At 68.5% G+C, this 26,593-nt stretch carries 22 protein-coding genes; 3 read left to right on the top strand and 19 right to left on the bottom strand.

Features of this window, described 5'->3' with window-relative positions; translation table 11 throughout:
• Window positions 1-48: 48 nt before the first annotated feature.
• The 8 genes from ACQPYH_RS17045 to ACQPYH_RS17010 all read right to left on the bottom strand — a co-directional run bounded on the left by ACQPYH_RS17045 (window position 49) and on the right by ACQPYH_RS17010 (window position 10,077).
• Entirely contained in the window at window positions 49-1,836 is a 1,788-nt protein-coding gene (locus ACQPYH_RS17045; protein WP_432892414.1) for a hypothetical protein, read from the bottom strand.
• 66 nt (window positions 1,837-1,902) lie between these two features.
• Window positions 1,903-2,898 (bottom strand): ABC transporter ATP-binding protein, encoded by a 996-nt coding sequence (locus ACQPYH_RS17040; RefSeq protein ID WP_432892412.1) that lies wholly within the window; start codon window positions 2,896-2,898, stop codon window positions 1,903-1,905.
• A complete protein-coding gene (locus ACQPYH_RS17035; protein WP_432892410.1) occupies window positions 2,898-3,905 on the bottom strand; it encodes an ABC transporter ATP-binding protein in 1,008 nt (335 codons plus the stop codon). The genes ACQPYH_RS17040 and ACQPYH_RS17035 overlap by 1 nt, the downstream gene beginning before the upstream one ends.
• Entirely contained in the window at window positions 3,902-4,807 is a 906-nt protein-coding gene (locus ACQPYH_RS17030; RefSeq protein WP_432892408.1) for an ABC transporter permease, read from the bottom strand. The genes ACQPYH_RS17035 and ACQPYH_RS17030 overlap by 4 nt, the downstream gene beginning before the upstream one ends.
• Entirely contained in the window at window positions 4,800-5,726 is a 927-nt protein-coding gene (locus ACQPYH_RS17025) for an ABC transporter permease (RefSeq protein WP_432892406.1), read from the bottom strand. Before ACQPYH_RS17025 ends, ACQPYH_RS17030 begins: the two co-directional genes overlap by 8 nt.
• On the bottom strand, window positions 5,723-7,333 hold the full coding sequence (locus tag ACQPYH_RS17020; RefSeq protein WP_432892404.1) for a peptide ABC transporter substrate-binding protein: 1,611 nt from the start codon (window positions 7,331-7,333) through the stop codon (window positions 5,723-5,725). The genes ACQPYH_RS17025 and ACQPYH_RS17020 overlap by 4 nt, the downstream gene beginning before the upstream one ends.
• A 297-nt stretch (window positions 7,334-7,630) precedes the next feature.
• Window positions 7,631-9,313 (bottom strand): ATP-binding cassette domain-containing protein, encoded by a 1,683-nt coding sequence (locus tag ACQPYH_RS17015; RefSeq protein ID WP_432892402.1) that lies wholly within the window; start codon window positions 9,311-9,313, stop codon window positions 7,631-7,633.
• A 146-nt stretch (window positions 9,314-9,459) separates the two neighbouring features.
• On the bottom strand, window positions 9,460-10,077 hold the full coding sequence (locus ACQPYH_RS17010) for a TetR/AcrR family transcriptional regulator (RefSeq protein ID WP_432892401.1): 618 nt from the start codon (window positions 10,075-10,077) through the stop codon (window positions 9,460-9,462).
• A gap of 77 nt (window positions 10,078-10,154) precedes the next feature.
• On the opposite strand from ACQPYH_RS17010, the gene ACQPYH_RS17005 reads away from it, so the two are divergent.
• Both ACQPYH_RS17005 and ACQPYH_RS17000 read left to right on the top strand, forming a co-directional pair.
• Window positions 10,155-10,787: a hypothetical protein gene (locus ACQPYH_RS17005; protein WP_432892400.1), complete on the top strand. Its 633-nt coding sequence runs from the start codon at window positions 10,155-10,157 to the stop codon at window positions 10,785-10,787.
• Window positions 10,784-11,965, top strand: coding sequence for a cytochrome P450 (locus ACQPYH_RS17000; protein ID WP_432892398.1), 1,182 nt, complete (start codon window positions 10,784-10,786; stop codon window positions 11,963-11,965). Before ACQPYH_RS17005 ends, ACQPYH_RS17000 begins: the two co-directional genes overlap by 4 nt.
• Here the strand turns inward: ACQPYH_RS17000 and ACQPYH_RS16995 are convergent.
• The 5 genes from ACQPYH_RS16995 to ACQPYH_RS16975 all read right to left on the bottom strand — a co-directional run bounded on the left by ACQPYH_RS16995 (window position 11,904) and on the right by ACQPYH_RS16975 (window position 18,475).
• Window positions 11,904-13,262, bottom strand: coding sequence for an FAD-binding oxidoreductase (locus tag ACQPYH_RS16995; RefSeq protein WP_432892397.1), 1,359 nt, complete (start codon window positions 13,260-13,262; stop codon window positions 11,904-11,906). The two genes, ACQPYH_RS17000 and ACQPYH_RS16995, sit on opposite strands and share 62 nt — an antisense overlap.
• Window positions 13,263-13,314: 52 nt before the next feature.
• Complete coding sequence (locus ACQPYH_RS16990) at window positions 13,315-14,511, bottom strand: M16 family metallopeptidase (protein ID WP_432892396.1); 1,197 nt, start codon at window positions 14,509-14,511, stop codon at window positions 13,315-13,317.
• Between the two features lie 113 nt (window positions 14,512-14,624).
• On the bottom strand, window positions 14,625-16,850 hold the full coding sequence (locus ACQPYH_RS16985; RefSeq protein ID WP_432892394.1) for a polyribonucleotide nucleotidyltransferase: 2,226 nt from the start codon (window positions 16,848-16,850) through the stop codon (window positions 14,625-14,627).
• Window positions 16,851-17,123: 273 nt separating this feature from the next.
• Window positions 17,124-17,360: a 30S ribosomal protein S15 gene (gene rpsO, locus ACQPYH_RS16980; protein WP_233714800.1), complete on the bottom strand. Its 237-nt coding sequence runs from the start codon at window positions 17,358-17,360 to the stop codon at window positions 17,124-17,126.
• A 152-nt stretch (window positions 17,361-17,512) separates the two neighbouring features.
• On the bottom strand, window positions 17,513-18,475 hold the full coding sequence (locus ACQPYH_RS16975; protein WP_432892392.1) for a bifunctional riboflavin kinase/FAD synthetase: 963 nt from the start codon (window positions 18,473-18,475) through the stop codon (window positions 17,513-17,515).
• A gap of 117 nt (window positions 18,476-18,592) precedes the next feature.
• Here ACQPYH_RS16975 and ACQPYH_RS16970 point away from each other — a divergent pair, with 117 nt between their 5' ends.
• Window positions 18,593-19,594, top strand: coding sequence for an SGNH/GDSL hydrolase family protein (locus ACQPYH_RS16970; RefSeq protein WP_432892390.1), 1,002 nt, complete (start codon window positions 18,593-18,595; stop codon window positions 19,592-19,594).
• Between the two features lie 40 nt (window positions 19,595-19,634).
• Here ACQPYH_RS16970 and ACQPYH_RS16965 read toward each other — a convergent pair whose 3' ends face one another.
• The 6 genes from ACQPYH_RS16965 to ACQPYH_RS16940 all read right to left on the bottom strand — a co-directional run bounded on the left by ACQPYH_RS16965 (window position 19,635) and on the right by ACQPYH_RS16940 (window position 26,515).
• Window positions 19,635-20,531 (bottom strand): NAD-dependent protein deacetylase, encoded by an 897-nt coding sequence (locus tag ACQPYH_RS16965; protein ID WP_432892389.1) that lies wholly within the window; start codon window positions 20,529-20,531, stop codon window positions 19,635-19,637.
• 91 nt (window positions 20,532-20,622) lie between these two features.
• Window positions 20,623-21,465, bottom strand: coding sequence for an LLM class flavin-dependent oxidoreductase (locus ACQPYH_RS16960; RefSeq protein ID WP_432892388.1), 843 nt, complete (start codon window positions 21,463-21,465; stop codon window positions 20,623-20,625).
• A 34-nt stretch (window positions 21,466-21,499) separates the two neighbouring features.
• Window positions 21,500-22,330 carry a tRNA pseudouridine(55) synthase TruB gene (truB, locus tag ACQPYH_RS16955; RefSeq protein ID WP_432894418.1) on the bottom strand — a complete coding sequence of 277 codons (831 nt, stop codon included), beginning with the start codon at window positions 22,328-22,330 and terminating at the stop codon, window positions 21,500-21,502.
• Between the two features lie 68 nt (window positions 22,331-22,398).
• Window positions 22,399-22,836 carry a 30S ribosome-binding factor RbfA gene (gene rbfA, locus ACQPYH_RS16950; protein WP_432892386.1) on the bottom strand — a complete coding sequence of 146 codons (438 nt, stop codon included), beginning with the start codon at window positions 22,834-22,836 and terminating at the stop codon, window positions 22,399-22,401.
• 112 nt (window positions 22,837-22,948) lie between these two features.
• Complete coding sequence (infB, locus tag ACQPYH_RS16945) at window positions 22,949-26,170, bottom strand: translation initiation factor IF-2 (RefSeq protein WP_432892384.1); 3,222 nt, start codon at window positions 26,168-26,170, stop codon at window positions 22,949-22,951.
• 135 nt (window positions 26,171-26,305) lie between these two features.
• Window positions 26,306-26,515 (bottom strand): YlxR family protein, encoded by a 210-nt coding sequence (locus ACQPYH_RS16940; protein WP_432892382.1) that lies wholly within the window; start codon window positions 26,513-26,515, stop codon window positions 26,306-26,308.
• Window positions 26,516-26,593 lie beyond the last annotated feature (78 nt).

Raw genomic sequence — 26,593 nt, 5'->3', positions numbered from 1 at the left:
GCGCACCCTTCCTGTCCCGGCCGCTCCGGATTCAAGGGCAACAGGATCTCATCCCCGGGACCGGGCGCCCCGCTCGGCCTTGGGCACCCAGACCTGCAGCCCGATCGTCTGCGCGGCCGGAGCGAGCTGTTGGTAGTCGGCATGGAAGTCCAGCCCGCAGGACTGCAGCGCGGTGATCTCCGAATCCGAGATCTGCCGGTTCAGGATGATCAGCGGCGCCCGCTCCGGACGGCCCTTCCGGCAGACCTCCTCGATGCCGGCCGCGGTCCGGGCGCGCTCCGCCGGCGCGATCCAGGCCTCGCCGAGCGGCTTGCCGCCGAGGATCAGCACCAGGCCGGCCATCTTGTCGAACGCCAGCATCGGCCGGCCGCTCGGCTCGGTGTACGGGCGAAGGTCGCCGGCCAGCTTGCGGTAGTCCGCTTCGTCGGCCGGCGTCAGGTACAGCCCCTTCAACGCGGGCAGCGTCGACGCCGCGGTCAGCTCGGAGTGCCCGGCCGAACGGTACGGATACCGGAACAATCCGGTGTACGCGATCGAGGCGGTCGCGACCAGCGATCCCACCAGGACGAGTCCGAGCGTCACCCGCGCCACGATCGGCGTGGCCCAGATCCCGGTGAGTACCGCGATCATCACCGCGGCCCAGGCGGCGAACGCGTTGAACCCGATCGTGTAGAGCGCGGTGTTCGTCCCGAACGCCTGCACCAGCGGGAGCAGCACGAGCAGAGCGAGGATCACCCACGTGCGCGTGTTCTCGCGGCTCAGCCGCGAGCACTCCGTCACACCGACCCGGTGCGCGATCACGGCACCGGCAGCAGCGACGACGGCGACGAGTACGGCGGCCAGCAGCGTCACGGCGTACGTCGCGGTGTGCTGCGATCCGCCGATGGCGGCGCCGTCGACGACAACCCGTCGTACGGACAGGATCAGTGCGAGCAGCACCAGGACCGCGGCAGCGATGCGGAGCCGGCGCCAGCGGGCGATGACGGTGAGCGCGGTCGCGAGCAGCAGCAGACCGTGGTCGCGCAGGGTCTGGCCGAGCAGTCTGATGCCGCTCGACCAGTAGAACTGCAGCAGCTCGGTCGGCGAGTACGACGTACCGGCGATGAACTTGTTGACGGTGAGGATGCCGGGCACGGCGACGTTCAGCCGGACCACGAACAGCTGGACGACGAGTGCCACTACCGCGACCCCGCCCAGGGCAAAAAGGATGCCTCGGGCAACGGCTCGCCAGCTCTGACCGGCCAGCACGACCACCGCTGCGATCACGATCAGCCCGATCACCACGACCGAGGTCCACTTCGCCAGCACCATCACGCCGATCACCAGTCCGGCCACGACCGGCACCCAGAACGGGACCGGATCGCCGCGATCGACCGCCGTCGCCATCCACAGCACGCAGGACACCAAGGTCAGCGCACCGAGCAGCACGACATCGTTGTACCCGGGCGACTGCGGCAGCCAGGCGTAACACATCCCGCCCGCGGCCAGGATGATCGCCATCCCGGCCAGCTCCCACAGCTTCGTCGCCGGCATCCCCGGCCGTCGCCCGCGCAACCAGCGCATGAAGCTGTAGCCGAACAGCAGATGGACGACGACCACCGTGAACAGCCGGAACAGCCGCAGCCGGTCGATGTTGTACCCGAACCACTCGAAGATCGGCCCGTACAGGTACTGCACGCCGGTGAGCGCCAGCGGATTGCTGTCCCACCACCGATAAGACAGCAGGTAATAGCCCTCGTCGGTGATGTCGAAGCCCTCGTTGGCAGCCCGGGCCGCGGTCAGGATCCACCACGCCGCCAGCCCGCCGGCGACCACGATCACCCCTACGAGCAGCACGATTCGCCTGCTCGCCGAGGAAACACCCACGGCCGCCACCCTAGGCCATCACTCAACAGCTATTACTCAGGCCGGGGAGTAGGCGGTCTGCGCATCCTCGGCGAAATGGCACGAAACCGTCTGCCCGGTCGCGATCTCCCGCAGCTCGGGTACGTCGGTGCTGCACCTGGCCTCGGCCCGCAGACAACGGGTGTGGAACCGGCATCCGGACGGAGGCATCACCGGCGACGGCGGGTCACCGGCCAGCACGATCCGCTCGCGACCCTTCCGGGCCAGACCGGGCTCCGCGGACAGCAGCGCCTGCGTGTACGGGTGCGCGGGCACGTCGTACACCTGCTGGTGCTGGCCCAGCTCGGCGACCTTGCCGAGGTACATCACCGCGACCCGGTCGGAGACGTGCCGGACCACGGACAGGTCGTGGGCGACGAAGATGATGCTGAGACCAAGCTCACGCTGCAGCCGCATCAACAGGTTCACCACCTGCGCCTGGACCGACAGGTCGAGCGCCGACACCGGCTCGTCACACAGCAGTACGTCGGGGTTGAGCGCGATCGCCCGCGCGATCCCGATCCGCTGCCGCTGGCCGCCGGAGAACTGGTGCGGGAACTTCGTCTCGTCCTCGGGCCGCAGACCGACCAGCTCGAGCAGCTCCCGGACCCGGGCCCGGATGTCGATACCCTTGCCGACGTCCGGGTGCACCTCGAACGGCTCACCGACGATCTCGCCGACGCGCATCCGCGGGTTCAGGCTCGAGTACGGGTCCTGGAACACCACCTGGACGTTGCGCCGCCAGCGCCGCAGCTCGCGGCCCTTGAGCCGGCTGACGTCCACGCCGTTGTACTCGATCTGCCCCGCGGTCGGCTTCTCCAGGGCGGCGAGCAGCCGGACCAGCGTCGACTTCCCGCAGCCGGACTCGCCGACGATGCCGAGCGACTCGCCCTTGCGCAGCGTCAGGTCGACGCCGTCAACCGCGCGGACCAAGGTCCTGGCGCTGAAGCTCAGTGCCGGGCTGATGTCGTAGTGCTTCACGAGATTGGTTGCCACCAGCAAATCGTCGGCCATTACACCGCCTCCTTCTCGGCGAGCGTCGTACGGCGGATGCAGGCAGCGTCCCGTCCTGGTCCGACCGTGAGCAACGGCGGCACCTCGGCGGCGCAGTCGTCGATCGCGATCGGGCACCGGGGCCGGAACGCGCAGCCCGACGGGATCGCCAGCAGCGACGGCGGCGTACCGGGAATCGTCGGCAGCTCCTGGCCCTTGAGGTCGGCCGACGGCATCGAGCCCAGAAGCCCTTCGGTATAAGGGTGAACGGGATACTCCAGCGCCTCCGCGGTGGCGGCGCGCTCGACGACGTGGCCGGCGTACATCACCACGACGTTGTCGGCGACGTCCGAGACCACGCCGAGGTCGTGGGTGATCAGTACGACGCCCATCTGCCGCTCGGCCTGCAGCTCCGCGATCAGCTCAAGGATCTGCGCCTGTACGGTCACGTCGAGCGCGGTGGTCGGCTCGTCGGCGATCAGTACGTCGGGATCGAGCGCGAGCGCCATCGCCAGCATCACGCGCTGCCGCATCCCGCCGGAGAACTCGTGCGGGTAGTCGTTCACCCGCTTGGCGGCCGCCGGGATCCGCACCTGGTCGAGCATCTCCGCAGCCTTTGTGAGCGCGTCCCGCTTGGACATCCCGCGGTGCACGCGATAGCACTCGGCGATCTGGGTCCCGACCGATTGGACCGGGTTCAGCGCGGACAGCGAGTCCTGGAACACCATCGTGATCCGGTCCCCGACGATCCGTCGCCGTTCCTTGGTCGTCATCTGGATCAGGTCGGCGCCGCGGTACTCCGCCGTACCTTTCAGGATCCGGCCGGGCGGCATCTCGAGGATCCCGGTCAGCGCCTGCGTCGAGACGCTCTTGCCGGACCCCGACTCCCCCAGGATCGCCAGCGTCTCACCCGCGCGCACCTGCCACGACACGCCGTCCACGGCCCGTACCGGACCGCGTGGTGTGTCGAACTCGACGGTCAGGTCCTCGACCTTGAGCAGTACTTCGCCAATCGTGTGTGCAGTCATCGCAGCAACTTCGGGTCGAGGGCGTCCCGGATCGAGTCGCCGATGATCATGAACGAGATCGTCATCGTGGAGATGAACAACGCCGGCCAGATGAACAGGTGCGGCGTATCGCGGTACGACGCGGCCACGCCGAACTGCGAACCCCACGAGATCGACGGCGGTTGCAGACCGACGCCGAGGAAGGTCAACGCGGCCTCCAGACCTACCATGCCGCCGATGCCGAGCGTGGTCATCGCCAGCAGCGGCGCCATCGCGTTCGGGAACACGTGTTTGCGCAGGATCCGGATCGGCGGCACACCGATCGACCGGGCCGCCAGCACGTACTCGCGGTTGCGGACCGAGAACACCGTGGCGCGCATCAGCCGCATACCGCCCGGCCAGCCGATCAGGAAGATGACGCCGACGATGATCCAGATGCTCCGGTTCTGCACCGAGTTCAGGATCACGATCAGCACCACGATGCCGGGGATCGAGAACAGCACGTCGGCCGTCCGCGAGATCAGGGCGTCGACGAAGCCGGGGAAGTAGCCGGCCAGCAGACCGAGCGAGCCGGCCAGGATGAACACGCCGAAACTCGCGCAGATGCTGACCAGCACCGACGGCCGGGCGCCGTAGATGACGTTGGCGAAGTAGTCGCAGCCCTGGATGTCGAAGCCGAACGGATGCCCCGGGCCGCGGCTCTGCCGGCTCTTCGCGAGCTCGCAGAACCGCGGATCGGCGGACGTGAACAGCCTCGGCACCGCCGTCATCGTGAAGAACGCCAGCAGCAGCAGGCTGCACAGTACGAACTGCGGTTTGCGCAGCAGCGCCCGCAGCAGCTCGCGGTTGGACAGGGTGCGGCCGTCGCCGAGCTCCTGCGTCTCGGCGCCGACGGCCGCGGTGATCTGTTGGACGTCAGACATTGCGCACCCTCGGATCCACGACGCCGTACAGCACGTCGACCAGCAGGTTGATCACGATGAACGAGATGAAGGCGAGCGTCGACAGCAGCACCACCACCCCGCCCTCCTTCAGCTTGATCGCCTGGAACATGAACTGGCCGAGCCCGGGCAGGTTGAAGATGCTCTCGGTGATGATCGCGCCGCCGAACATGCCGGCCAGGTCGAGCCCGATGAACGTGATCACCGGAAGCAGCGCGTTCGGCAGGATGTGCCGCCACAGCACCCGCTGCTCCCCCAGTCCCTTGGCCCGCGCGGTCTTCACGAAGTCCGCGTTGACCGTCTCCACGATCGACGTCCGCAGCAGCCGGGCCAGCCCGGCGAAGCCGAGGACGCCGATCACCAACGCAGGCAGCAGATACGACCTCGGGAACCCTTCCAGCACGCCCGACACCGGGAACCACTTCAGCTCGACCCCGAACAGGTACTGCGCGGCGAAGTACGCCACCAGCCCGGGCACCGCGAGCAGCACCAATGTTGTCAACAGCAACGACCGGTCGACCCAGCCGTTGCGTTTGAACCCGGCGTAGATGCCGAAGAACAGCCCGAGCGTCCACTGGAACGCGTTCGCGAGCAGTGTCAGCTTGAGCGTCACCGGGATCCGCAGCCGGAGTTGATCGGCGATGTCGGCTCCGGCGAACGTCGTACCGAAGTGCCCGGTGAGGATGTCCTTCATGCTCAGCAGGTACTGGACGATGAAGGGGTCGTCGAGGTGGAACTGGGCCCGTTTGGCCGCCAGCACGGCCGCCGGGATCGGCTTGTCGCCGGCCAGTTCCCGCAGGGGGTCTCCGGGCATCGCGAAGACGAGCGCGTAGACCCCCAGCGTGACGACCAGTCCGATCGGGATCGCCGCGACGACGCGGCGAAGGACGAAACGAATCACTTGAACGTGGCCCAGAGCGCCGAGACGCCGACGTACTTCGACACCCGCGGATCGATCTTGGCCGAGTGCAGGTACGCGTTCGACTTGGTGTACAGCGGGATCAGCGGCATGTCCTCGAGCGCGATGTCCTCGGCCTGCTGGTACAGCTTGATCGCCTTGTCCTGGTCCGGCTCGGCATCGCCCTTGGCCAGGACGGCGTCCAGCGCCGGGTTGCTGTAGCCGGCGAAGTTCGCGTCACCGTTGGACTTGAACATCGGCGTCAGGTAGTCCTCGATCGACGGGTAGTCGTGACCCCAGCCGCCGAACCGCAGACCGTCCAGCTTGCGGCTGTCGGCCAGCTCGGTGATCTCCGAACCCTGCTTGCCGGTGTACTTCACCTGCAGGCCGAGGTTCTGCCGGAGCATGTTGCCGATCGCCTCGGCGAAGATCTGCCCGGTCGCGGACGTGGTGCTGTAGCTGATGTTGACGACCCCGGAGAAGCCGCCTGCTGCCTGCAGATCCGCCTTCGCCTTGGTGGCGTCGAAGTCGCAGTACTTGCAGGCGTCGTCGCGGTAGCCGTCGATGTCCGGCGCGATCAGGCCCTTGGCCGGGTCGGACAGGCCGACGAGATCGGCGAAGGCCTTGCGGTCGATCGCCTCTGAGAACGCGTGCCGCAGCTTCGGGTTCTTGTACCGCGCGTCCCAGGCCGGGAAGACCAGGTAGTTCGCGCCGGAGCTGACGCTGGTCACCCACTGGTCGGGCGCATCGGTCTTGAAGCTCTTCACCTTGGTCGACGGCACGTCGGTGAAGTCGACGTTGCCGGCCAGGAACTCGTTGTACGCCGTGTCCGCGTTCGGGATGAAGCGGTACGTGATCGAGTCGGCCTCGGGCGCGGCCGAAGCCTTGTAGCCGTCCCACTTGGCCAGCTTGATGTCGTCACCGGCGTTCCAGTCGGCGGCGAGCTTGTACGGGCCGTTGCCGATCGGCTTGCGCTTGTAGGCGTCCGGGTTCTTGCGGACCTCCTCCGGCAGCGGGGCCAGACCGAGGTACTGCAGGGTCAGACCGAACTGCGAGAACGGCACCTTGAGCTTCACCGTGAAGGTCAGGTTGTCGACCTGCTTCAGGCCGCTCAGCGTCTTCACCGCGGTCGGCTTCGGCGTCGCGCCGTCAGCCGTCGGCGGGTTCAGCGCGTCGTACCCGTCGACCTTGGAGAAGAAACCGTTGTTCTTCCAGGCGTTCGAGCCCTCGGCGGTCATGTTCCAGCTGTCGACGTAGTCCTTGGCGGTGACCGCCTGGCCGTTCTGGAAGGTGTTGCCGGGCTTCAGCTTGATCGTCCAGGTCTGGCTGGTCTTGTCGGGCGTGACCGAGTCGGCCATCACGTTCTGCAGCTTGCCCGTGTTCGGGTCCGTGGTCACCAGCGGGGCGAACATCGCCATCGCGATCTGGATCCCCGGGCTGCCGTTCTCGTTCAGCGGGTTGATGTACTCCAGCGGATCGGCGGCGATCGCGATGACTTCGCTCTTGCTGCCGGAGCCGCTGCCACCGCTGCTGCTCTTTCCGTCTCCACATGAGGCGAGCACCAGCGTTAAGCCGAGCACCGCCCCCACTACCCCAGTCAGACGTCGCACGGTCAAACCAACTTCCTCGGCGGGAGGGCCGCTAAGCGGGCGGATCACGTCATGGTGGCTGGTCGAAACTGCGCATGTCAACGTTGTCAGGCACAAAGCGGCGGCGCGTAACGTAGGCGTTACTTTGCCAAGACCTCAGATGACCAGCCACTCCTTGCGGAGCGAGCCCTCACTTAATCAGATCAGTCCGTCAGAGTCATCAGATGACAGACCAGATCACAGCAATTTGGTCATGTGCTCACAAATGCGCAGTCGAGGACTGCACCGAGTATTCGAACGCCTGCACGCAGTGGTCGCTCACTCCTGCTGGGCTGCGAACAGCCGGGCGAAACGGCCGGTTTGCCGGGCCGTCAGTTCGGTGTAGGTTCCTTGCTGCACCACCGTGCCGCCGTCGATGACGTAGATGCGATCCATCTCACGAAGCGTCCACGCGCGGTGCGACACCACGATCGTGATCCGTTCTTCCTTGGTACGGCGAAGCTCCGCGAAGATCTCGCGCTCCGCTTCCGCGTCGATCGCCGACGTGGGTTCGTCGAGGATCCAGACGCCGGCGTTGCGAAGGCGGATCCGGGACAGTGCGAGTCGTTGCCATTGGCCACCAGAGATCCCGGTGCCGCCCCATTGCTGGCCCAGTTGTGTCTCGAGGGACAGGCCGGCCGCGAAGGTGTCGGCCAGGGCAGTCTGCACGGATCGGTCGCGCACCGGGCCCGGGGACCCGAGCGCCACAGCATCGCGGAGCGTGAACTCGAAGCGCCCGAATTCCTGTACCAGCAGGCCGAAGTACCCGAGTCGCTCCGCCTCGGTCAGGTCTGCCGCATCCTTGCCGTCGATCAGCACCTGACCGCAGTCCGGACTCAGGCTGCCGACGAGCAGGTTGATCGCGGTTGACTTACCTGCGCCGTTCACGCCGACCAGCGCGACGAGTTCGCCGCGGCGCGCCTCGATGCAGACATCGCGCAGCACGGGCACATCGCCGTACCTGAAGCTGACGTGCTCGAGGGCGACCGACTCGACCCGCGGTACGACGGTCTGGCGTTCGGCGGGTGGCACGCTGTGGACGAATCGCCTGTAGATCATGGCTTGTGGAGCCGCGGTGACGATGCTGCCGAACGCATACCCGCACTGACGGATCGCGTTGAGACCCGTGATCGTGCCGGCAACTGCTGCGGCGGCCGCTCCCCCGTTCGCACCGCCGCCCACGAGGGCGACCAGCGCTCCGCCGAAGAGCATGACGGTGACCACCGCGGCGGCCAGCTCGAAGTTCATCGCCGTCCTGATCATCCGATCGAGCACGTGGGTCGCGTGCGTCCGGCTATCGGCGATCAGGTCGGCGACCTTCCACCCGGATCCGAGTACTGCGAGCTCCGTGCCCGAGCGCTGCTGGATCAGCTGTTCGGTCGCGTACGCCGCCGCGCGCTCGTACTCGCCGACGCGCGGCCAGTCCTTCGCCTCCATCCGCGAGATCAGCGTGAACGCGAGCACGGTCGGCACCAACGCGGCGAGCACGAGAAGCCCGGACAGCACATTGATCGAGGCGATCGTGATGCACAACAGCACCGACGTCACCGCTGCGCTCAACACCTGCACCGGCTTGCCCGCGACGTCACTCATCGGATCCGTCGCCGCCTGACCGGCCTCCAGGTCCCTCACAACCTCAGGCTCAGCCAGCCGGCTCGGACTCAACCGCGCCGCGACCCGCGCGAGCTCAACGCGATAGTCGAGCCTCAAGCGCAACATCATCCGCTGGCCGGCGATGTTGGACACCTGCGTGAGCGGATACATCGCTCCGACCACAAACGTCAGTCCCAGCAGCGGTCCCCAAGTCCCGCCGCCGTCGACCAGCGCGCGGATCAGCACAACCTGAGCACCCGGCAGAACCGCCAGGACCAGTTGCAACATCGAGTACGTCGTCAGCCAGCCGGGCGCGACCCGGACGGCATCGAGCAACGAATCGCGGGCAGTACGGAACGCATCCAGCACAAGGATCCTCTTTCACGCAGACAGGCCGGAGCCGCGCCGGGTATTCGGCGCCGCTCACCGCAGCCGTCAAATGCGTGTCATCCCCGAATCGGGCCCCGCCCGTCCGATGGGATCCAGTGGCAGATCACGTGGTGACGTGAACGACCCTATCGGGGCGGAAGGAGCTGTGTCACCAGGGCATCCGCGGTCCACTGCTCCCAGCGGTCCGGCGACCAGCCCCTACGCGTGTTGAAGAACTGGTACATCTCCGGGCTCTGCAGAGCGAGCGCGATATCGGTCGCCATCGCGGTGTCGAGCCCGTCGCGCAACGGCGTCTTGGCGGCGAGGGCCGTGATGTACCGCTCCATCACGACAGCTCGCTGGGCGTTGTTGGTCATCCACAGCTCGTGGATCTCGGGGTCGCCTGGCGCTGCATGCGCGACAACCTGGAGAACCGGCGCGACCCGCTCGTAGATCTCCCGGGCGATCCCGGCCAACTCGTGCAACTGCGCCACCGGATCAGGGTTGTCGATGGCGGCCAGCACCCGAGGCCGCTCCAGTGTCGGCACCGGCTCGTCGTCACCCGCGATCGCGACGTCGAGCAGCTCGCTGAGCAGCGCGCGCTTCGTGCGGAAGGTGAAGTACAGCGTCTGCACCGCCATCCCGGCCTCGTCGGCGATCGCCTGCATCGACGTCGCGGAGTACCCCCGGCTGATGAACAGGGTCTGCGCTGCCGTCCGCATCCGCTGCCGGTTGGCCTGCGCCCTCTCCGCTCTCACGCTCATGCCGACAGGTTACCAGTTGACTAGAGCGAGTCACTAGTGATTCGCTAGAGGAACACTCTAGTGAAATCGGAGCAGCGATGACCGAGACCCTTCCCGCGCCGACCGGCCTCCGCCGGCAACTCCGCACCACCGCACGACTGACCGCGTTCATCGGCGGGCCGGTGTTCTGGCTCGGGACGCTGCTGCACCCGGCCCGTGACGGCTGGAGCATCGCGAACGTCGGCGAGCGGTACGGGCTGACACACGACATCCAGGCGGCAGGCCTAGCCCTGCAGATCGTCTGCCTGGCCAGCATGAATGCGCTAGGCAACCAAATTGGGCGCCGTCGCGATCTCGGAGCCTGGTACGCCGCCTTGGTCGGCACGCTGCTCTGGTTCGCGCTGATCATCTTCGACGGCTCGCACAACCCGGTGCGGGCGGAGTACGCGCCGAGCATGGTGCACGAACCCGTCGATCTCGATACGCCCGCGGCGCTGATCGTCTTCCCGGCGTTGCTCGTCTTCCCGCTGAGCTATCTCTGGCTGGGCTGGACGCTGCGACAGCGGCTGCGGCTGGTCGGCGTGCTGCTAGGTATCGGCGCTCTCGCCTACACGATCGGCGGTCTGTTCATCTTCACGTCGGGTCCGCGGTTCGGCCTGATCCAGATCTTCGAGGTCGCCGGCGCAACCGTGTACGCCGTCGGCTACATCCTCCTCGGGCGGCGGGCATGAACCTCATCGAGTCCCTGCTGTCACCGGCCGGTCGGGCCGATCCGTTCCCGCTCTATGCCGAGGCACATCGTCTCGGCCCGGTGCTGCCGATCGCCGATACCGTCTTCGTGATCGTCGGCTACGCAGCGGCTAACGAAGTACTGCGGAATCCGGGCTTCGGGATCCCGTCCGATCCGTCAAGCGAGCCGTCGCTCGAGCTGATGCAGCGCTCGATCCTTCGAGCCAATCCTCCCGATCACGGGCGGATGCGATCGCTGATTTCACAGGTCTTCACACCCCGCCGCGTCGCCGCTCTGCGACCTGCGATCGAGACCGCCGTGGACGATCTGCTCGACAGTCTCCCGACGACGGTGGACTTCATGGATCGGTTCGCCTTTCAGTTGCCGGTCACGGTCATCTGCGAACTCCTCGGCGTACCGGCGTCCGAGCGGGATCGCTTCCGCCCGCTCGCGTCCGATCTCACGGCGGCGCTGGAACTCACCGACGCGTCGGATGCCTCCGCTGATGCGGCTGCGCACGAGCTCGGCGAGTACTTTGCCGAGCTGATCCGAGAACCTTCAGCCGACGGACTGGTCGGCGCTCTGGTCGCCGCGCGCGATGCGGGAGACGGGCGATTGTCCGACGAGGAGCTGCTCGCGAACCTGATCCTGCTCCTCGTGGCCGGCTTCGAGACGACCACGGACCTGCTCGGCAACGGCTTGGCGATCCTGCTCGACCAACCAGGACTCGCCTCGGAACCCGCGGCCTTCGTCGAGGAGGTACTGCGTTTCGACTCCCCGGTGCAGGTCACGACCCGCGTCGCCCGCACGGACGGGCTGTCGGCCGGAGGTATCGCGATGCCCGCGGGCAGCGACCTCATCCTGCTGCTCGGCGCCGCGAACCGCGATCCGGCACGTTTCCCGCAGCCTGATCGCTTCGATCCGGCGCGCGCCGACAACAAGCCACTGAGCTTCGGCGCCGGCGCCCACATCTGCCTGGGCAACAGCCTGGCCCGCCTGGAAGCGAAGGTGGCCTTCGCTCGCCTGCTCGACCGCTTCCCGACGATCACGTCCGCCGGACCAGCCTCCCGCCGCGACCGGCTGGTGTTGCGTGGCTATCAAACGCTGCTGGTCCGGCTCAGTTCGGCGGGATGTTCTGGTTCAGGTGGAACAGGTTCCCAGGGTCGTACTTCTGCTTGAGCGCCTGCAGCCGGTCGTACGTCGTCGCGCCGTACGCCGAGCGGATCCGGTCGGTGCCCTCGTCGGTGAGGAAGTTGACGTAGACGCCCGCTTGGTGCGGCTCGAGCGCACGCGAGGATTCACGGACCCATTCGCGTTGCGCGTCGAATCCGTCCGGACCGAGGGTCGCGCCAACGAAGTTGAACGCGTGCCCGTGCGAGCGACCGCCGTACGCCGTGCTGTCCGGGTCCATCCGCGCGATCGCGCCGCCGAGGTGGAAGATCGGGAACAGCGAGAACGGCGAATCGATCGCCAGCCCGCGCTCGACCGCGATGTCGATCACCTCGTCGGTCAGCTCGTCGACGTCGCACGCACGGGTGTAGTACCAACGCCCGTGCGGGAAGGTCGGGTCGAGCATCGACTGCAGGCTCAGGAAGGGCCGCGCTGTGCAGAGATCCAGCATCGGTGGCGCGAGGGCCTTCAGCGGTGCGACAACCCGCTCGCCGTCCTCGACGGATCCGGAGTAGCTCACGACCACGACCACTGCCGGCCGGGCGTGCAGCTCGGACGGAATCGTCGGCAGGGAAGGCAGACACCGGTGCACGACCGCGGTGGTCAGCTCGTCCGGCACATCGGCGATCCAGTCGCGGTAGAAACGCAGTACCTGCGGAGACTGGTCCATCGGCCAGGCGACGATTCCGGCGTACACAGTCGGGCCGACCGGATGCAGCTGGAACTCGAACTCGGTGACGATGCCGAAGTTCCCGCCACCGCCACGGATCCCCCAGAACAGCTCGGCGTTGGTGTCCGCGCTGGCCGTCAGCAGCTCACCCTCGGCCGTGACCACGTCGACGGAGAGCAGGTTGTCGACCGTCAGCCCGTACTTGCGCATCAGCCAGCCGATCCCACCGCCGAGCGTCAGCCCCGCAAGCCCTGTATGCGTGACGATCCCGGCCGGCGTCGCCAGCCCGAACTCCTGCGTCTCCCGATCGAGCTCCCCCAGCAGTACGCCGGCTTGCGCGCGAGCGGTACGCCGTACCGGATCGACCCGGATCCCCTTCAGCAGACTCAGATCCAGCACGATCCCGCCGTCACACGTCGAGTGCCCCGGAAAACTGTGCCCGCCACCCCGCACCGCAACCGGCCCGCCGGTACGACGGGCATACGCGAGCGCACTCCGAATATCGGCGACCCCCGTACACCGTGCGATCACCCCGGGCCGACGATCGATCGACCCGTTCCAGACCGTGCGGTACTCGTCGTACGACGGATCGCCCGGATGAATCAGCTCACCCCGGAAGTCCTCGACCGTGCCCATGACCTGCCCCCAAGCCTCCCCCAGGCCATCTGTCAGTCTGCCAGACAGGACCTTAGACGGTGAAGGCGGTGGTGTTCTCGTCGAACGGGCCCATGACGGTCAGGGCGGGGGTGCCGGCGTAGAGGTCGGCGGCCAGGGCGGTGACCTCGTCGAGGGTGACCGAGTCGATCCGGTGCAGGATCTCGTCGACCGTGGGCAGCTCGCCGTAGACCAGCTCCGCCTTCGCGATGCGGGTCATCTTGGCGCCGGTGTCCTCGAGGCCCATCACGACCGAGCCGCGCATCTGGCCCTTGCCGCGGAGCAGCTCGTCCGGCGTGATGTTGCCGCTGGCAATCGATTGGAGCTCGCCGCGGATCACGTCGAGTACTTCGGGGGCCTTCTTCGGCAGGCATCCGGCGTACACGCCGACCATGCCGGAGTCGGCGTACGCCGAGCCGAACGTGAACACGGAGTACGCCAGGCCGCGCTTCTCCCGCACTTCCTGGAACAGTCGCGACGACATCCCGCCGCCGACGATCCCGTGCAGTACGCCGGCGATGTACCGGCGCTCGTCGCTGCGGACCAGGCCTGGCATGCCGAGCACGAGATGTGCCTGCTCGACGTCGCGGTGGTGCACCTGCACCCCGCCGTACGTCGGGACGCGCTTGCCGGGAGCGCGCCGTACGGCAACGGGCTCGGCCTCGGCGGTGACCCAGTGACGCTCGAACGCCTTACGTACCAGGCGAACGACGTCGGCGTGGTCGACGTTGCCGGCCACCGAGACCACGATGTTGGACGGCTTGTAGCGGCGCCGGTACCAGCCGACGATCTGCTGGCGGGACAGTCCGGCGAGCGATTCCGGCGTACCGGTGATCGAACGGCCGAGCGGGGACTTGCCCCACAGTTGCTCGGCGAACAGGTCGTGGATGTGGTCCGACGTCTCGTCGGCGTGCATCGCGATCTCTTCGTCGATGACGTCGCGCTCGCTCTCCACGTCCGCGCTGGTCAGCGTGGCGGAGGTGATCATGTCGCAGATGACGTCGACCGCGAGCGGCAGGTCGGAGTCGAGCACCCGCGCGTAGTAGCACGTGTACTCCTTGCCGGTGAAGGCGTTCATCTCACCGCCGACCGCGTCGATCTCGGCGGAGATCTCGAGCGCGTCGCGGCGCTCGGTGCCCTTGAACAGCAGGTGCTCGAGGAAGTGCGTGGCGCCGGCCAGCGGTTCCGGTTCGTCCCGGGAGCCGACGCCGACCCAGAGTCCGAACGTCACCGATCGGAAGCCTGGGACGGACTGGGACAGCACACGAAGCCCGGAGGGCAGGACGGTCCGTTTGACCGGACCGCCCGCCTCCGGGCTCAGCAGTGTGCTGGTGATCGCACGAGTCACTCGGCCGCGGACTCGGCCTTCTTCTCGTCGTCCTTCTTGCCCTCTTCACCCTCGATGACCGGGATCAGCGAGAGCTTGCCGCGGTCGTCGATCTCGGCGATCTCGACCTGGAGCTTCTGGCCGACCGAGAGCACGTCCTCGACGGCCTCGACCCGCTTGCCACCGGCCAGCGGACGCAGCTTGCTGATGTGCAGCAGGCCGTCCTTGCCCGGCAGCAGGCTGATGAACGCACCGAAGTTGGTCGTCTTCACGACCGTGCCCAGGTAGCGCTCACCCTTCTCCGGCATGGTCGGGTTCGCGATCGCATTGATGGCAGCGCGCGCGGCCTCCGCGCTCGGGCCGTCGGTCGCGCCGATGTAGACGGTGCCGTCGTCCTCGATCGAGATGTCGGCGCCGGTGTCCTCGGTGATCTGGTTGATCATCTTGCCCTTCGGGCCGATGACCTCGCCGATCTTGTCGACCGGGACCTTCACCGAGATGACCCGCGGGGCGAACTCGCTCATCTCACCCGGCGCGTCGATGGCCTTGGCCATCACGTCCAGGATCGTCAGGCGGGCGCCCTTGGCCTGGGTCAGCGCACCGGCCAGCACGCTGGCCGGGATACCGTCCAGCTTGGTGTCCAGCTGCAGGGCGGTGACGAAGTCCTTCGTGCCGGCGACCTTGAAGTCCATGTCGCCGAACGCGTCCTCCGCGCCGAGGATGTCGGTCAGCGCGACGTACTGCGTCTCGCCGTCGACCTCACCGGAGATGAGGCCCATCGCGATACCGGCGACCGGCGCCTTCAGCGGCACACCGGCCGACAGCAGCGACAGCGTCGAGGCGCAGACCGAACCCATCGAGGTGGAGCCGTTCGACCCGAGGGCCTCGGACACCTGACGCAGCGCGTACGGGAAGTCCTCGCGCGACGGCAGCACCGGCACCAGGGCCCGCTCGGCCAGCGCGCCGTGACCGATCTCGCGGCGCTTCGGCGAACCCACCCGGCCGGTCTCACCGGTCGAGTACGGCGGGAAGTTGTAGTTGTGCATGTAGCGCTTGCGCGTCTCCGGGGAGAGCGTGTCCAGCTGCTGCTCCATCCGGAGCATGTTCAGCGTGGTGACACCCATGATCTGGGTCTCGCCGCGCTCGAACAGCGCCGAACCGTGCACCCGCGGGAGCACCCGCACCTGCGCCTTGAGCGGCCGGATGTCGGCCAGCCCGCGGCCGTCCATGCGGACCTTCTCGGTCAGCACGCGCTGCCGGACCAGCTTCTTGGTCAGCGAGCGGAAGGCTGCGGACAGCTCCTTCTCGCGGCCCTCGAAGTCGGCGGCCAGCTTGTCCACCGTGGCGGCCTTGACCGCGTCGGTGGCGTCCTCGCGCTCGTGCTTGCCGGCGATGGTCAGCGCCTGGGCCAGCTCCTCGCTCGCGGCGGCCTCGACCGCGGCGAACGCGTCGTCGGCGTAGTCCGGGAAGACCGGGAACTCACCGGTCGGCTTCGCGGCCCGCGCGGCCAGGTCGGCCTGCGCCTCGACCAGGGTCTTGATGAACGCCTTGGAGGCCTCGAGGCCCTCGGCCACGACCTCCTCGGTCGGCGCCTGCACACCGCTGGCGACCTTCTCGAAGGTGCCCGGGGTGGACTCGGCCTCGACCATCATGATCGCGACGTCACCGGTGTCGGTCACGCGACCGGCCACCACCATGTCGAAGACCGCGTCCTCGAGCTCGGTGTGGGTCGGGAACGCCACCCACTGGCCCTCGATCAGCGCGACGCGGACGCCGCCGATCGGGCCGGAGAACGGCAGGCCGGCCAGCTGCGTCGACATCGAGGCCGCGTTGATCGCGAGCACGTCGTACAGCTTGTCCGGGTTCAGCGCCAGGACCGTGATGACGACCTGGATCTCGTTGCGCAGACCGGAGACGAACGACGGCCGCAGCGGGCGGTCGATCAGCCGGCAGGTCAGGATCGCCTCTTCGGACGGGCGACCCTCGCGGCGGAAGAACGAGCCGGGGATCCGGCCCGCGGCGTACATCCGCTCCTCGACGTCCACCGTCAACGGGAAGAAGTCGAACTGGTCCTTGGGCTTCTTGCTGGCCGTGGTGGCCGACAGCACCATCGTGTCGCCGTCGAGGTAGGCAGCCGCGGAGCCCGCGGCCTGCTGGGCCAGACGGCCCGTCTCGAAGCGGACGGTGCGGGTGCCGAAGCTGCCGTTGTCGATGACGGCCTCAGCGAATTCGGCGCCCTCCATGGGCGCACTTGTGGATCCCGACACGGGATACCCCTCTCTCACAGTGTGACGACTGCGAGGCGCGAGCTACCGGGGTGCCGGTCTTCGATCGAGGCCCGCGGAATCTGTGTTCCGAAGGCCACTACCGAGGACCGGTCGTCCTCCCGCCACGCGCTTCGCGTCGCCTCGTACGTCTTGCGTCTGTATTCAGTTGTAGGCCCGCGACCCCGTCTTATCAGGGCGCGGATACGCCAGGAGCGGCCACCCAGGTTTCGGGGGCCGCTCCTCGCGACGTCATCGGCGAAGGCCGAGCCGCTCGATCAAGGACCGGTAGCGGTTGATGTCCTTCTTCGCCAGGTAGTTCAGCAGCCGGCGGCGCTGGCCGACGAGCAGCAGCAGGCCACGACGGCTGTGGTGGTCGTGCTTGTGCTCTTTCAGGTGCTCGGTGAGGTGTGCGATGCGGTGCGTCAGCAGCGCGACCTGGACCTCGGGGGACCCGGTGTCACCCTCGGTCAGGGCGTACTCACCCATGATCTTCTTCTTCGTTGCGGCATCAACAGATGACACAGGTTTCCTCTCGATTTCCGTTGCGCGGCGCACCGGGGCATTCTTCACCCGAGCACTCTCTGTCCGCGGCCGTTCAGACGGCAGCAGCCAGCGTATCAGTCCGTGGACGCGTCACCCTAATCCCCTGCGAGCAGGCCCCGGGCGCCGTCGACGTCCGCCTTCATCTGCACGAGCAGGTCGTCGATGGTGTCGAACCGGATCTGCGTACCGCGCAGCCGGGCGACGAAGTCGATCGCCACTTTGGCGCCGTACAGCTCGAGGTCGTCGCGGTCCAGCACGTACGACTCTACCCGGCGGTCCACGCCGTCGAAGGTCGGATTGCTGCCGACGCTGATCGCCGCCGGCAGCGGGTCCGGGTACGCCGGAGCGCCGGGAGCCGGTGTCAGGACGGTCAGCCACCCGGCGTACACGCCGTCCTGCGGCACCGCGGCGCCAGGGTCGGCGGGGATGTTGGCAGTCGGGTAGCCGAGCTCGCGGCCGCGCTTGTCGCCCTCGATGACCACGCCAGTGACCCGGAACGGCCGGCCGAGCGCCTCCGCGGCCGCCTCGACGTCACCGTCGGCGAGCTGCTGGCGCACGTACGTCGACGACCAGGGCTGCTGCTCCCCCGCCAGGCTCAATCCCTCGACCTGGAAGCCGTACTGCGCACCCGCCTGGACGAGCGTGTCGACGTGTCCGGCCGCCTTGTGGCCGAAGCGGAAGTTCTCGCCGACCACGACTGCCTTCGCGTGCAGCGCCGTGACCAGCACCCGGTCGATGAACTCCTCCGGCGACCAGCCCGACACCTCCTTGGTGAACGGGAGGATAAGCACCGCGTCGGCGCCGTGCCGGCCGAGCAGCTCGGCGCGCTGCTCGGGCTCGCTGAGCATCAGCGGCGCGTGGTCGGGCCGCAGTACCCGCATCGGGTGCGGGTCGAAGGTGAGCGCGACGACCGGCAGGCCGCCCAGCTCGGCCGCCCGCGCCTTGGCGTGCGCGAGCACCTCCTGGTGACCGCGGTGCACACCGTCGAAGTTGCCGATCGTGACGACCGTCGGCCCGAATTCCGGGCTCACCTGGTCCAATCCGTGCCAGACACGCATGGCAGCAGGATTCCATGTTTGCCGCGGGCCCGTCCCACCGGCCCGCGGATCACCCCTTGTAATCATGCGGTGACTCAACTTAAGGTGGCGGCGCACTGGTGAGCCTGGGGAGGTCTCGTGAAGTTCCGTCGTCTGCTTGCTGCCTGCGCGGCACTCGTTCTGCTCGGCAGCATTCCGGTTGCCAACGCCTCGGCCGCTCCGCGCTTCACCCACTACGTCGCGCTCGGCGACTCGTACACCTCGGCGCCGTTCGTGCCGCTGCCGGATCTGCTGTCGCTCGGCTGCGTGCGGTCGTACAACAACTATCCGAAGCTGCTCGCGGCCGCGCTGCACGTGCGCCTGACCGATGTCAGCTGCGGCGGCGCCGATACGACCGACATGCTGCAGCCGCAGAGCACCGTGCTCGGCACGGCCGCGCCGCAGTTCGATGCGCTGACGCCGGACACGGACCTGGTGACGGTCGGGATCGGCGGGAACGACTTCGGCGTGTTCGGCAGCATCATCGACACCTGCCCCGGGCTGCGGGCCTCTGATCCGACCGGTGCGCCGTGCAAGGCGCACTTCACCGTTGACGGGGTGGACACGCTGCGGGCGAAGATCGCGCAGACCCAGACCCGGATCGCGGTCGTTGTCCAGGGCATCAAAGCCCGGTCGCCGAAGGCAACGATCCTGCTGGTCGGCTATCCGAAGATCGCGCCGGAGCACGGCACCTGCCCGTCGGTGCTGCCGTTCGCGGACGGCGACTACAGCTACCTGTACTCGATCGAGCAGGCGTTGAACGCGGCTGTGTCGAATGCGGCCGCGGCGGGCGGAGCGACGTACGTCGACACGTTCGGGCCGTCCACCGGGCACGACGCCTGTGCGCCGGACGGTCAGGCGTGGATCCAGGGCAAGGACATCAATCTGCTCCGGGCCTTCAACTACCACCCGCGCTACGAGGGCGAGGCCGGGATGGCGTCGCTCACCTACAAGACGCTGACCGGTGCGCCGGCCACGGTGACCGCAGCGGAGCAGTCCGCCTGGGCCGCTCGTGGGCGCACCTTGGCGAAGCAAGCCGCTGCATCACCCCAGGCCCTCGAGGCCTCCCTGAACCGCGTACGGACCAGCGCGCAACGCTGACCCTTTCCAATCCGTATTGCGGACTCCGGGCCGGGCCACCTCACGCATGGCTCGGCCCGGTGGTTTCTTCCAGCAGTTCCGTCAAGGCCTGGCCCAGCGGCAGATTGACCCGCTGGGTCGCGTACGGATCACCGCGGGTCAGCCCCTGGTTGATGATCAGCACCGGCGTACCCGACTTGGCCGCGTGCCGGACGAAGCGGAAGCCGGACATCACCGTGAGGGACGAGCCCAGGACGAGTACGGCGTTCGCGTCGTCGATCAGCTGGTAGCAGCGCTCGACGCGGAGCCGGGGCACGTTCTCCCCGAAGAAGACGACGTCGGGTTTGAGGATGCCGCCGCACTTGGTGCAGTCGACCAGCTGGAACGTGCCGACTGCCTCGGCCGGGAGTTCCGCGTCGCCGTCGGGGTTGATCCGGGTGACCTCGGCCTCGAAGTCCTGGTTCGCGTCCTTCAGCCGGCGGTCGAGGGCTTCGCGCGCGGACGTCGTACCGCAGTCGAGGCAGATGACGCGGTCGAGGTTGCCGTGCAACTCGATCACATCGCGGGCGCCGGCCGCTTGGTGGAGGCCGTCGACGTTCTGGGTGATGACTCCGTTGAGGTAGCCGCGGGCCTGGAGCGCTGCGACCGCGTGGTGGCCGTCGTTCGGGGCGGCGCGCGCGATCGTGCGCCAGCCGAGGTGGCTGCGCGCCCAGTACCGCCGGCGGCCGGATTCGCTGGCCACGAAGTCGCCGTACGTCATCGGGGTGTGGGTCCGCAGGCTGCCGCTCTCGCCGCGGTAGTCCGGGATGCCGGACTCGGCGGAGAGGCCGGCACCGCTCAGTACGACGACTCCGCCGGCGGCCACGGTCTGCGCGAGCGGGCCGATGTCCGTCGACCCCGGCTCCAATGCCAGCACTTCAGGCCCAGGGGCCCATGCCAAGGTCGGACGAGAACGCACCACTCCAGCGTACGTGCTCAGGTCATGTCTGGCAGTCCAGCGCCGTAGCGCCGAGTGCCCCGCAGTAGGCGCTGGACTGCCAGACATGACCTCAGTCGACTCGGGGTGGTCCGGCTTTGAGGCGGCGTTCGGCGGCCTGCCGGACGACGTCGCGATCCATCGAGGACCAGTCGGCATCGATCCACCAGGTGGCACCAGCCTCGGCCCACGGACGGACCGTGTCCGCGGCGGCCGGATCGTCGGCGGAGGTGTGGCCTTCGGCCGGCACGTCGTACCCGTCCATCGTGAGGCCGTGGGTCTCGCGTTCCTTGCGGATCCAGTCGATGCCTTGCGTCAGGAGCTCCGGTGTCAGCTCACCGTCACCGACGTACGCCGGTAGCCAGCCGTCCTGCAGCGCGGCCCGGCGCATCGACTTGGGCCGCGGCCAGCCACCGACCACCCACGTGGGCACCCGCGGCTGCTGCACCGGGGGCGGCGGCGCGGGCGGCATCAGCTCGTCGACCTTCTTCGACCGGTAGTGCTTGCCGGAGTAGTCGAACGGCTCGTCGCGCCAAAGGAGCTGGAGCATCTCCAACGAGTCGTCCAGGAGCTCAGCGCGCACCTTTCGACCCGGATCCTCCTCGAACAGCCAGAAGCGCTCGTCCCCGGTCACGCCTAGCCCGGCGGAGAGGATCACCCGTCCACCGCTCAGGTTGTCAACGGTCGACACCTGTCCCGCCAGGTCCCACGGTTTTCGTCGCGGCACCGGCGTGAGCATCGTGCCCAGCCGGATCCGCTGGGTCGTCATCGCAGCGGCACCGAGCATCACCCAGGCGTCGATCCCCCAGATCGACTCCCACACGAAGAACCCGTCCCACCCGTTCTCCTCGGCGATCACCGCCAGTTCAGCGGCATCGCGCGCGTCGCCGTACGCCATCACGAATCCGTATTTCATGCTTCAGCACGCTACGGGACCGCGCCGACAATTCTCAGCTGACGAAGACGGCGGTGGGTTTCGCGATCGGTCCGTGGGGTTCGTAGAGCGCCAGGAAGGTGCCTTTGGGGTCGAACATCGCGGTCTGCCCCGGCTCGAGGTTGAGACCGGGCAGCGGACGTCCGGTCCGGATCGCGGCGGCCTGGGCGTCATCGGCGTCATACCGAGGAAAGGTGCCGGCGGCAACATCCGCGATCGGCAGCCAGTCGAAGGACTCGGCCAACGACTCCAGACTGTGGGCTTGTTTCAGGTCGAACGAGCCCACCCGGGTACGACGCAGCGCCGTCAGGTGACCGCCGACGCCGAGCTCGGCGCCGAGGTCGCGGGCAAGCGCCCGGATGTACGTGCCGCTGGAGCAGTCGACCGACACGTCCACGTCGATCGCGTCGGCGCCGACCCGGACGTCGAGGATGTCGTACCGCGAGACCGTGACAGCCCGAGCCTTGAGTGCGACCTCCTCGCCCGCCCGGACGCGTTCGTAGGCGCGCTTGCCGTCGACCTTGATCGCGGACACCTTCGACGGCACCTGCGAGATCTCCCCGCGGAAGCCGTCCACCGCCACCGAGATCGCCTCCGCGGTCACGCCGTCGACCGGGAACGTCGACACGATCTCGCCCTCGGCGTCGTCCGTGGTGGTGGTCGCGCCGAGGCGGATCGTCGCGTCGTACGACTTGTCCGCCAGCTGGAGATGGCCGAGCAGCCGGGTCGCGCGGTTGATGCCGACGACGAGTACGCCGGTCGCCATCGGGTCCAGCGTGCCGGCGTGGCCCACCTTGCGGGTGCCTGCCAGCCGGCGGATCCGGGCGACGACGGTGTGCGAGGTCATCCCGTCCGGTTTGTCGACGACCACGATGCCGTCGGACGCCGGGGTGAAAGTACCGGTCAACGCAGTACTCAGTCCTCGTCGTCCTCGTCGTCGGCCTTGTGCTTGTACGGATCCGCGTCGCCGGCCGGCTTGGCGCCCGCGGCGGACTTGGCCACCTCGGCGTCGGCCTCGCGGGCCTTGGCCAGCAGCTCTTCGATCTGCCCGGCGTTCTCCGGGACGGCGTCCAGGAAGAACGCCACGCTCGGTGTGTGCCGCAGCCCCAGCGCCTTGCCGACCTCGCTGCGGATCAGGCCCTTGGCCGACTCCAGCGCCGCGGCGGTCGACGCGCGCGCCTGCTCGTCGCCGTACACCGTGTAGAAGACGCTGGCCTCGCGCAGGTCACCGGTCAGCCGGGCATCCGTCACCGTGACGAAGCCCAGCCGCGGGTCCTTGACCCGGCGCTCGAGCAGCTCCGCGACGAGCACCTGGATCCGGTCGGCCAGCTGCTTCGCCCTTGCTTCACCCATCAGGGCTCACTCCCTCATTCATGAGTACGTCCGGGGAGACGCTGTGTATTACAGGCTCCCCGGACGTTACTCCGACGGCCCGGACCTTCCGGCCCGGGCCGTCACCGAACTATCAGCTGCGCGGCTTCTCGCGGAGCTCGAACGCCTCGACGACGTCACCGATCTTGATGTCGTTGAAGTTGTTGATGGTCAGACCGCACTCGAAGCCCTCGCGGACCTCGGACGCGTCGTCCTTGAACCTCTTCAGCGACGACAACTCGGTGTTGTCGACGACCACGGCGCCGTCCCGGATCAACCGGACCTTCGCGTTGCGCTTCAGCAGGCCGCTGGTCACCCAGCAACCGGCGATGTTGCCCACCTTCGAGGAGCGGAAGATCTCGCGGATCTCCGCCTGGCCGAGAGTGACCTCCTCGTAGATCGGCTTGAGCATGCCCTTCAGGGCGGCCTCGATGTCGTCGATCGCCGAGTAGATGACCGAGTAGTACCGGACATCCACGCCCTCGCGCTCGGCCAGGTCACCGGCCTTGCCCGCCGGCCGCACGTTGAAGCCGATGATGACGGCGTTCGACGCGATGGCCAGGTTGACGTCGTTCTCGTTGATCGCACCGACACCGCGGTCGATGATCCGCAGGTTCACCTCGTCGCCGACCTCGATCCGGACCAGCGCGTCTTCCAGCGCCTCGACCGAACCGGACACGTCGCCCTTGAGGATCAGCAGCAGCTCCTGGGCCTCGCCCTTCTCCATCGAGGCCATGAAGTCCTCGAGGGTACGGCGGGCGCGACGCTTGGCGTTGGCGGCCGCACGGGCACGGGCTTCACGCTTCTCGGCGATCTGCCGGGCCCTGCGGTCGTCGTCGACCACCAGGAACTTGTCGCCCGCACCCGGCACCGCGGTCAGACCGAGCACCAGGACCGGACGCGACGGGGTCGCCTCCTCGACGTTGTTGCCGTGCTCGTCGAGCATGGCCCGGACCCGGCCGTACGCCGGACCGACCACCATCGAGTCGCCGACCCGGAGCGTGCCGCGCTGAACCAGCACGGTCGCCACCGGACCACGGCCCTTGTCGAGGTTCGCCTCGATCGCGATGCCCTCGGCGTGCATCTTCGGGTTGGCCCGCAGGTCGAGCGCCGCGTCCGCGGTCAGCACGACACCTTCGAGCAGCCCGTCGATGTTGATCCGGGACTTCGCCGAAACGTCGACGAACATCGTGTCGCCGCCGTACTCCTCGGGCACCAGGCCGTACTCGGTCAGCTGACCGCGCACCTTGGCCGGGTCCGCACTCGGGACGTCGATCTTGTTCACCGCGACCACGATCGGGACGTTCGCCGCCCTGGCGTGGTTCAGCGCCTCGATCGTCTGCGGCATCACGCCGTCGTCGGCCGCGACCACCAGGATGACGATGTCGGTGGCCTGCGCACCACGGGCACGCATGGCGGTGAACGCCTCGTGACCCGGGGTGTCGACGAAGGTGATGGCCCGCTCTTGGCCGTCGACCTCGGTCGTCACCTGGTAGGCGCCGATGTGCTGGGTGATACCGCCGGCTTCCTTGGCAACGACGTTCGCCATCCGGATCGCGTCCAGCAGCTTGGTCTTACCGTGGTCGACGTGACCCATGACGGTCACCACCGGCGGCCGCGGCGCCAGGTCGTCCTCGTCGCCTTCGTCGGAACCGAAGTCGATGTCGAACGACTGCAGCAGCTCGCGGTCCTCGTCCTCGGGCGAGACCAGCTGGACGTCGTAGTTCAGCTCGGTGCCGAGCAGTTCCAGCGTCTCCTCGTTGACCGACTGGGTCGCGGTCACCATCTCGCCGAGGTGGAACAGCACCTGGACGAGCGACGCCGGGTCGACTCCGACCTTCTCGGCGAAGTCCGTCAGCGACGCGCCGGCAGGAAGCCTGACGACCTCGCCGTCACCGTGCTTGACGCGGACGCCGCCGACCGCCGGGGCCTGCATGTTGTCGAATTCCTGGCGCTTCGCGCGCTTCGACTTACGGCCGCGACGCGCCGGACCGCCCGGACGCCCGAAGGCGCCCTGTGTCCCGCCACGACCCCGGTTGCCCGGACCCGGACGGCCACCGCCGCCACCGGGCGGGCCGCTCGGACCGCCACCGGGACGGAAACCGCCGCCGGCGCCGCCGCCACCACCGCGCGGACCGGCACCCGGACCGCCGCCGGGACGACCGCCGCCGCCTCCGCCGCGGCCACCACCGCCACCGCCGCCGCCACCACCAGGACCGCTCGGGCGGCCGGTGAACGTGCCGGCAGAGGACTTCGGCATCATCGCCGGGTTGGGGCGCGGAGCGCCGGGCACACCACTCGGGCGCGGCCGGTCGTTGCCACCGCGGTCGCGGTCGTTACCGCCACGACCCTGCGGCGGACGCGGGGCCATACCGGCCGGGCTCGGAGCACCCTGCCTGTCGCCACCGCCGCCGCCCTGACCCGGACGCGCGCCACCGCGCTGCATGCCCTGGGTCGAGCTGAACGGGTTGTTGCCCGGACGCGGAGCACCCGGACGCGGACCGCCGCCCTGGCCGCCCTGACGAGGCGCACCGGGACGCGGGGCACCGCCCGGACGGGGCGCACCCGGACGCGGAGCAGAACCCTGACCACCCGGACGCGGACCGCCGCCCTGGCCACCCGGACGCGGGGAGCCCGGCGTCGCCGGACGCGGGCCGGGACGACTCGCGGACTCGCCACCCGTACGACGGGGGGCGGGAGCCGGAGCTTCCGGAGCCGACTGCGATGCCGCTGCGGCCGGAGCCTCGAACGACGGGGTCGCCGGGGACGCCGGGGTCTCGGCCTTCGCCGCCGGAGCGGACTCGACCGGAGCAGCTTCGACCGGAGCGGCCTCAGCCGGAGCGGTCTGGCGCGGGCCCGGCTTCGGGCCCGGACGCGGACCAGGCCTGGCGCCCGGAGCCGGAGCAGCCTTCGCCGGGGCCGACGCCGCGGCCGGCGCGGACTCGACCACCGGAGCAGACTCGGCCCTGGTCACCGGAGCTTCGGCGACGGGGGCAGGAGCCGACTCGGCGACGGGCGCGGGGCGCTCCGCCGGAGCCTTCGGGGTAGCCGGCTGGGCCGGCCTCTGTGCCGGAGCGGCAGGTGCGACCGGTGCGGTCGCCTGCGGCGCGGCAGACGTGCTTGCGGCGGCCTTCTTGGCCGCGCGCTTCTTCGGCGGGTTCTTCTCGAACTCTTCCGCCAACCGTCGTACGACGGGTGCCTCGATCGTCGAGGACGCCGATCGGACGAACTCTCCCATGTCGTTCAGCCTGGTCAGAACGACCTTGCTGGTAACTCCGAGCTCTTTCGCGAGCTCGTAGACCCGGACCTTTGCCACTACTCTCCCTCTGGTCCGAGCCTGGGGCGCGGACCGTTAGTTGACGTACATGCTCATCGCATTGCACTCATCGTTCGACACTCATCGAGTGGTCATGAGTCGATGACCCGCCTTCATGTCGGTCACACGGTCCGGTCAGACCGTGTGTACATCTTGATTATCACGCTGCGCGAGGTAGTCGTGCAGCCCGGTGACGTCGAGCGGCCCCAGGACCCGGAAGGCCCGTGGGAACGCCTTGCGCCGGACAGCCAGCTCGAAGCACTCCGCCGTGGGGTGCAGGTGCGCTCCACGACCAGGTGCCCGACGCCCGGGATCCGGGAGGACAAGTCCTCCGGACACCGTCATCCGCAGCAGATCAGTCGGACTGGACCGCTTCCGGCACCCGATGCAGGTGCGCTCCCGAACGTTGCCAGGACGCGCGTC

The sequence above is a fragment of the Kribbella sp. CA-245084 genome, from assembly GCF_050942355.1.
Lineage (GTDB): Bacteria > Actinomycetota > Actinomycetes > Propionibacteriales > Kribbellaceae > Kribbella.
The sequence above is the reverse complement of the archived record's forward strand: the minus strand, read 5'-3'. Positions and strand labels throughout refer to the sequence as shown.

Coding starts and splice junctions, on each gene's coding strand:
- ACQPYH_RS16985 (WP_432892394.1), bottom strand. CDS start 16,850: ATGGAGGGCGCCGAATTCGCTGAGGCCGTCATCGACAACGGCAGCTTC.
- ACQPYH_RS16940 (WP_432892382.1), bottom strand. CDS start 26,515: ATGACGGTGTCCGGAGGACTTGTCCTCCCGGATCCCGGGCGTCGGGCA.
- ACQPYH_RS17005 (WP_432892400.1), top strand. CDS start 10,155: ATGACCGAGACCCTTCCCGCGCCGACCGGCCTCCGCCGGCAACTCCGC.
- ACQPYH_RS17035 (WP_432892410.1), bottom strand. CDS start 3,905: ATGACTGCACACACGATTGGCGAAGTACTGCTCAAGGTCGAGGACCTG.
- rpsO (WP_233714800.1), bottom strand. CDS start 17,360: ATGGGTGAGTACGCCCTGACCGAGGGTGACACCGGGTCCCCCGAGGTC.
- ACQPYH_RS16995 (WP_432892397.1), bottom strand. CDS start 13,262: ATGGGCACGGTCGAGGACTTCCGGGGTGAGCTGATTCATCCGGGCGAT.
- truB (WP_432894418.1), bottom strand. CDS start 22,330: ATGACCTCGCACACCGTCGTCGCCCGGATCCGCCGGCTGGCAGGCACC.
- ACQPYH_RS17010 (WP_432892401.1), bottom strand. CDS start 10,077: ATGAGCGTGAGAGCGGAGAGGGCGCAGGCCAACCGGCAGCGGATGCGG.
- ACQPYH_RS17000 (WP_432892398.1), top strand. CDS start 10,784: ATGAACCTCATCGAGTCCCTGCTGTCACCGGCCGGTCGGGCCGATCCG.
- ACQPYH_RS16975 (WP_432892392.1), bottom strand. CDS start 18,475: ATGCGTGTCTGGCACGGATTGGACCAGGTGAGCCCGGAATTCGGGCCG.
- ACQPYH_RS16960 (WP_432892388.1), bottom strand. CDS start 21,465: ATGAAATACGGATTCGTGATGGCGTACGGCGACGCGCGCGATGCCGCT.
- ACQPYH_RS17040 (WP_432892412.1), bottom strand. CDS start 2,898: ATGGCCGACGATTTGCTGGTGGCAACCAATCTCGTGAAGCACTACGAC.
- rbfA (WP_432892386.1), bottom strand. CDS start 22,836: ATGGGTGAAGCAAGGGCGAAGCAGCTGGCCGACCGGATCCAGGTGCTC.
- ACQPYH_RS17030 (WP_432892408.1), bottom strand. CDS start 4,807: ATGTCTGACGTCCAACAGATCACCGCGGCCGTCGGCGCCGAGACGCAG.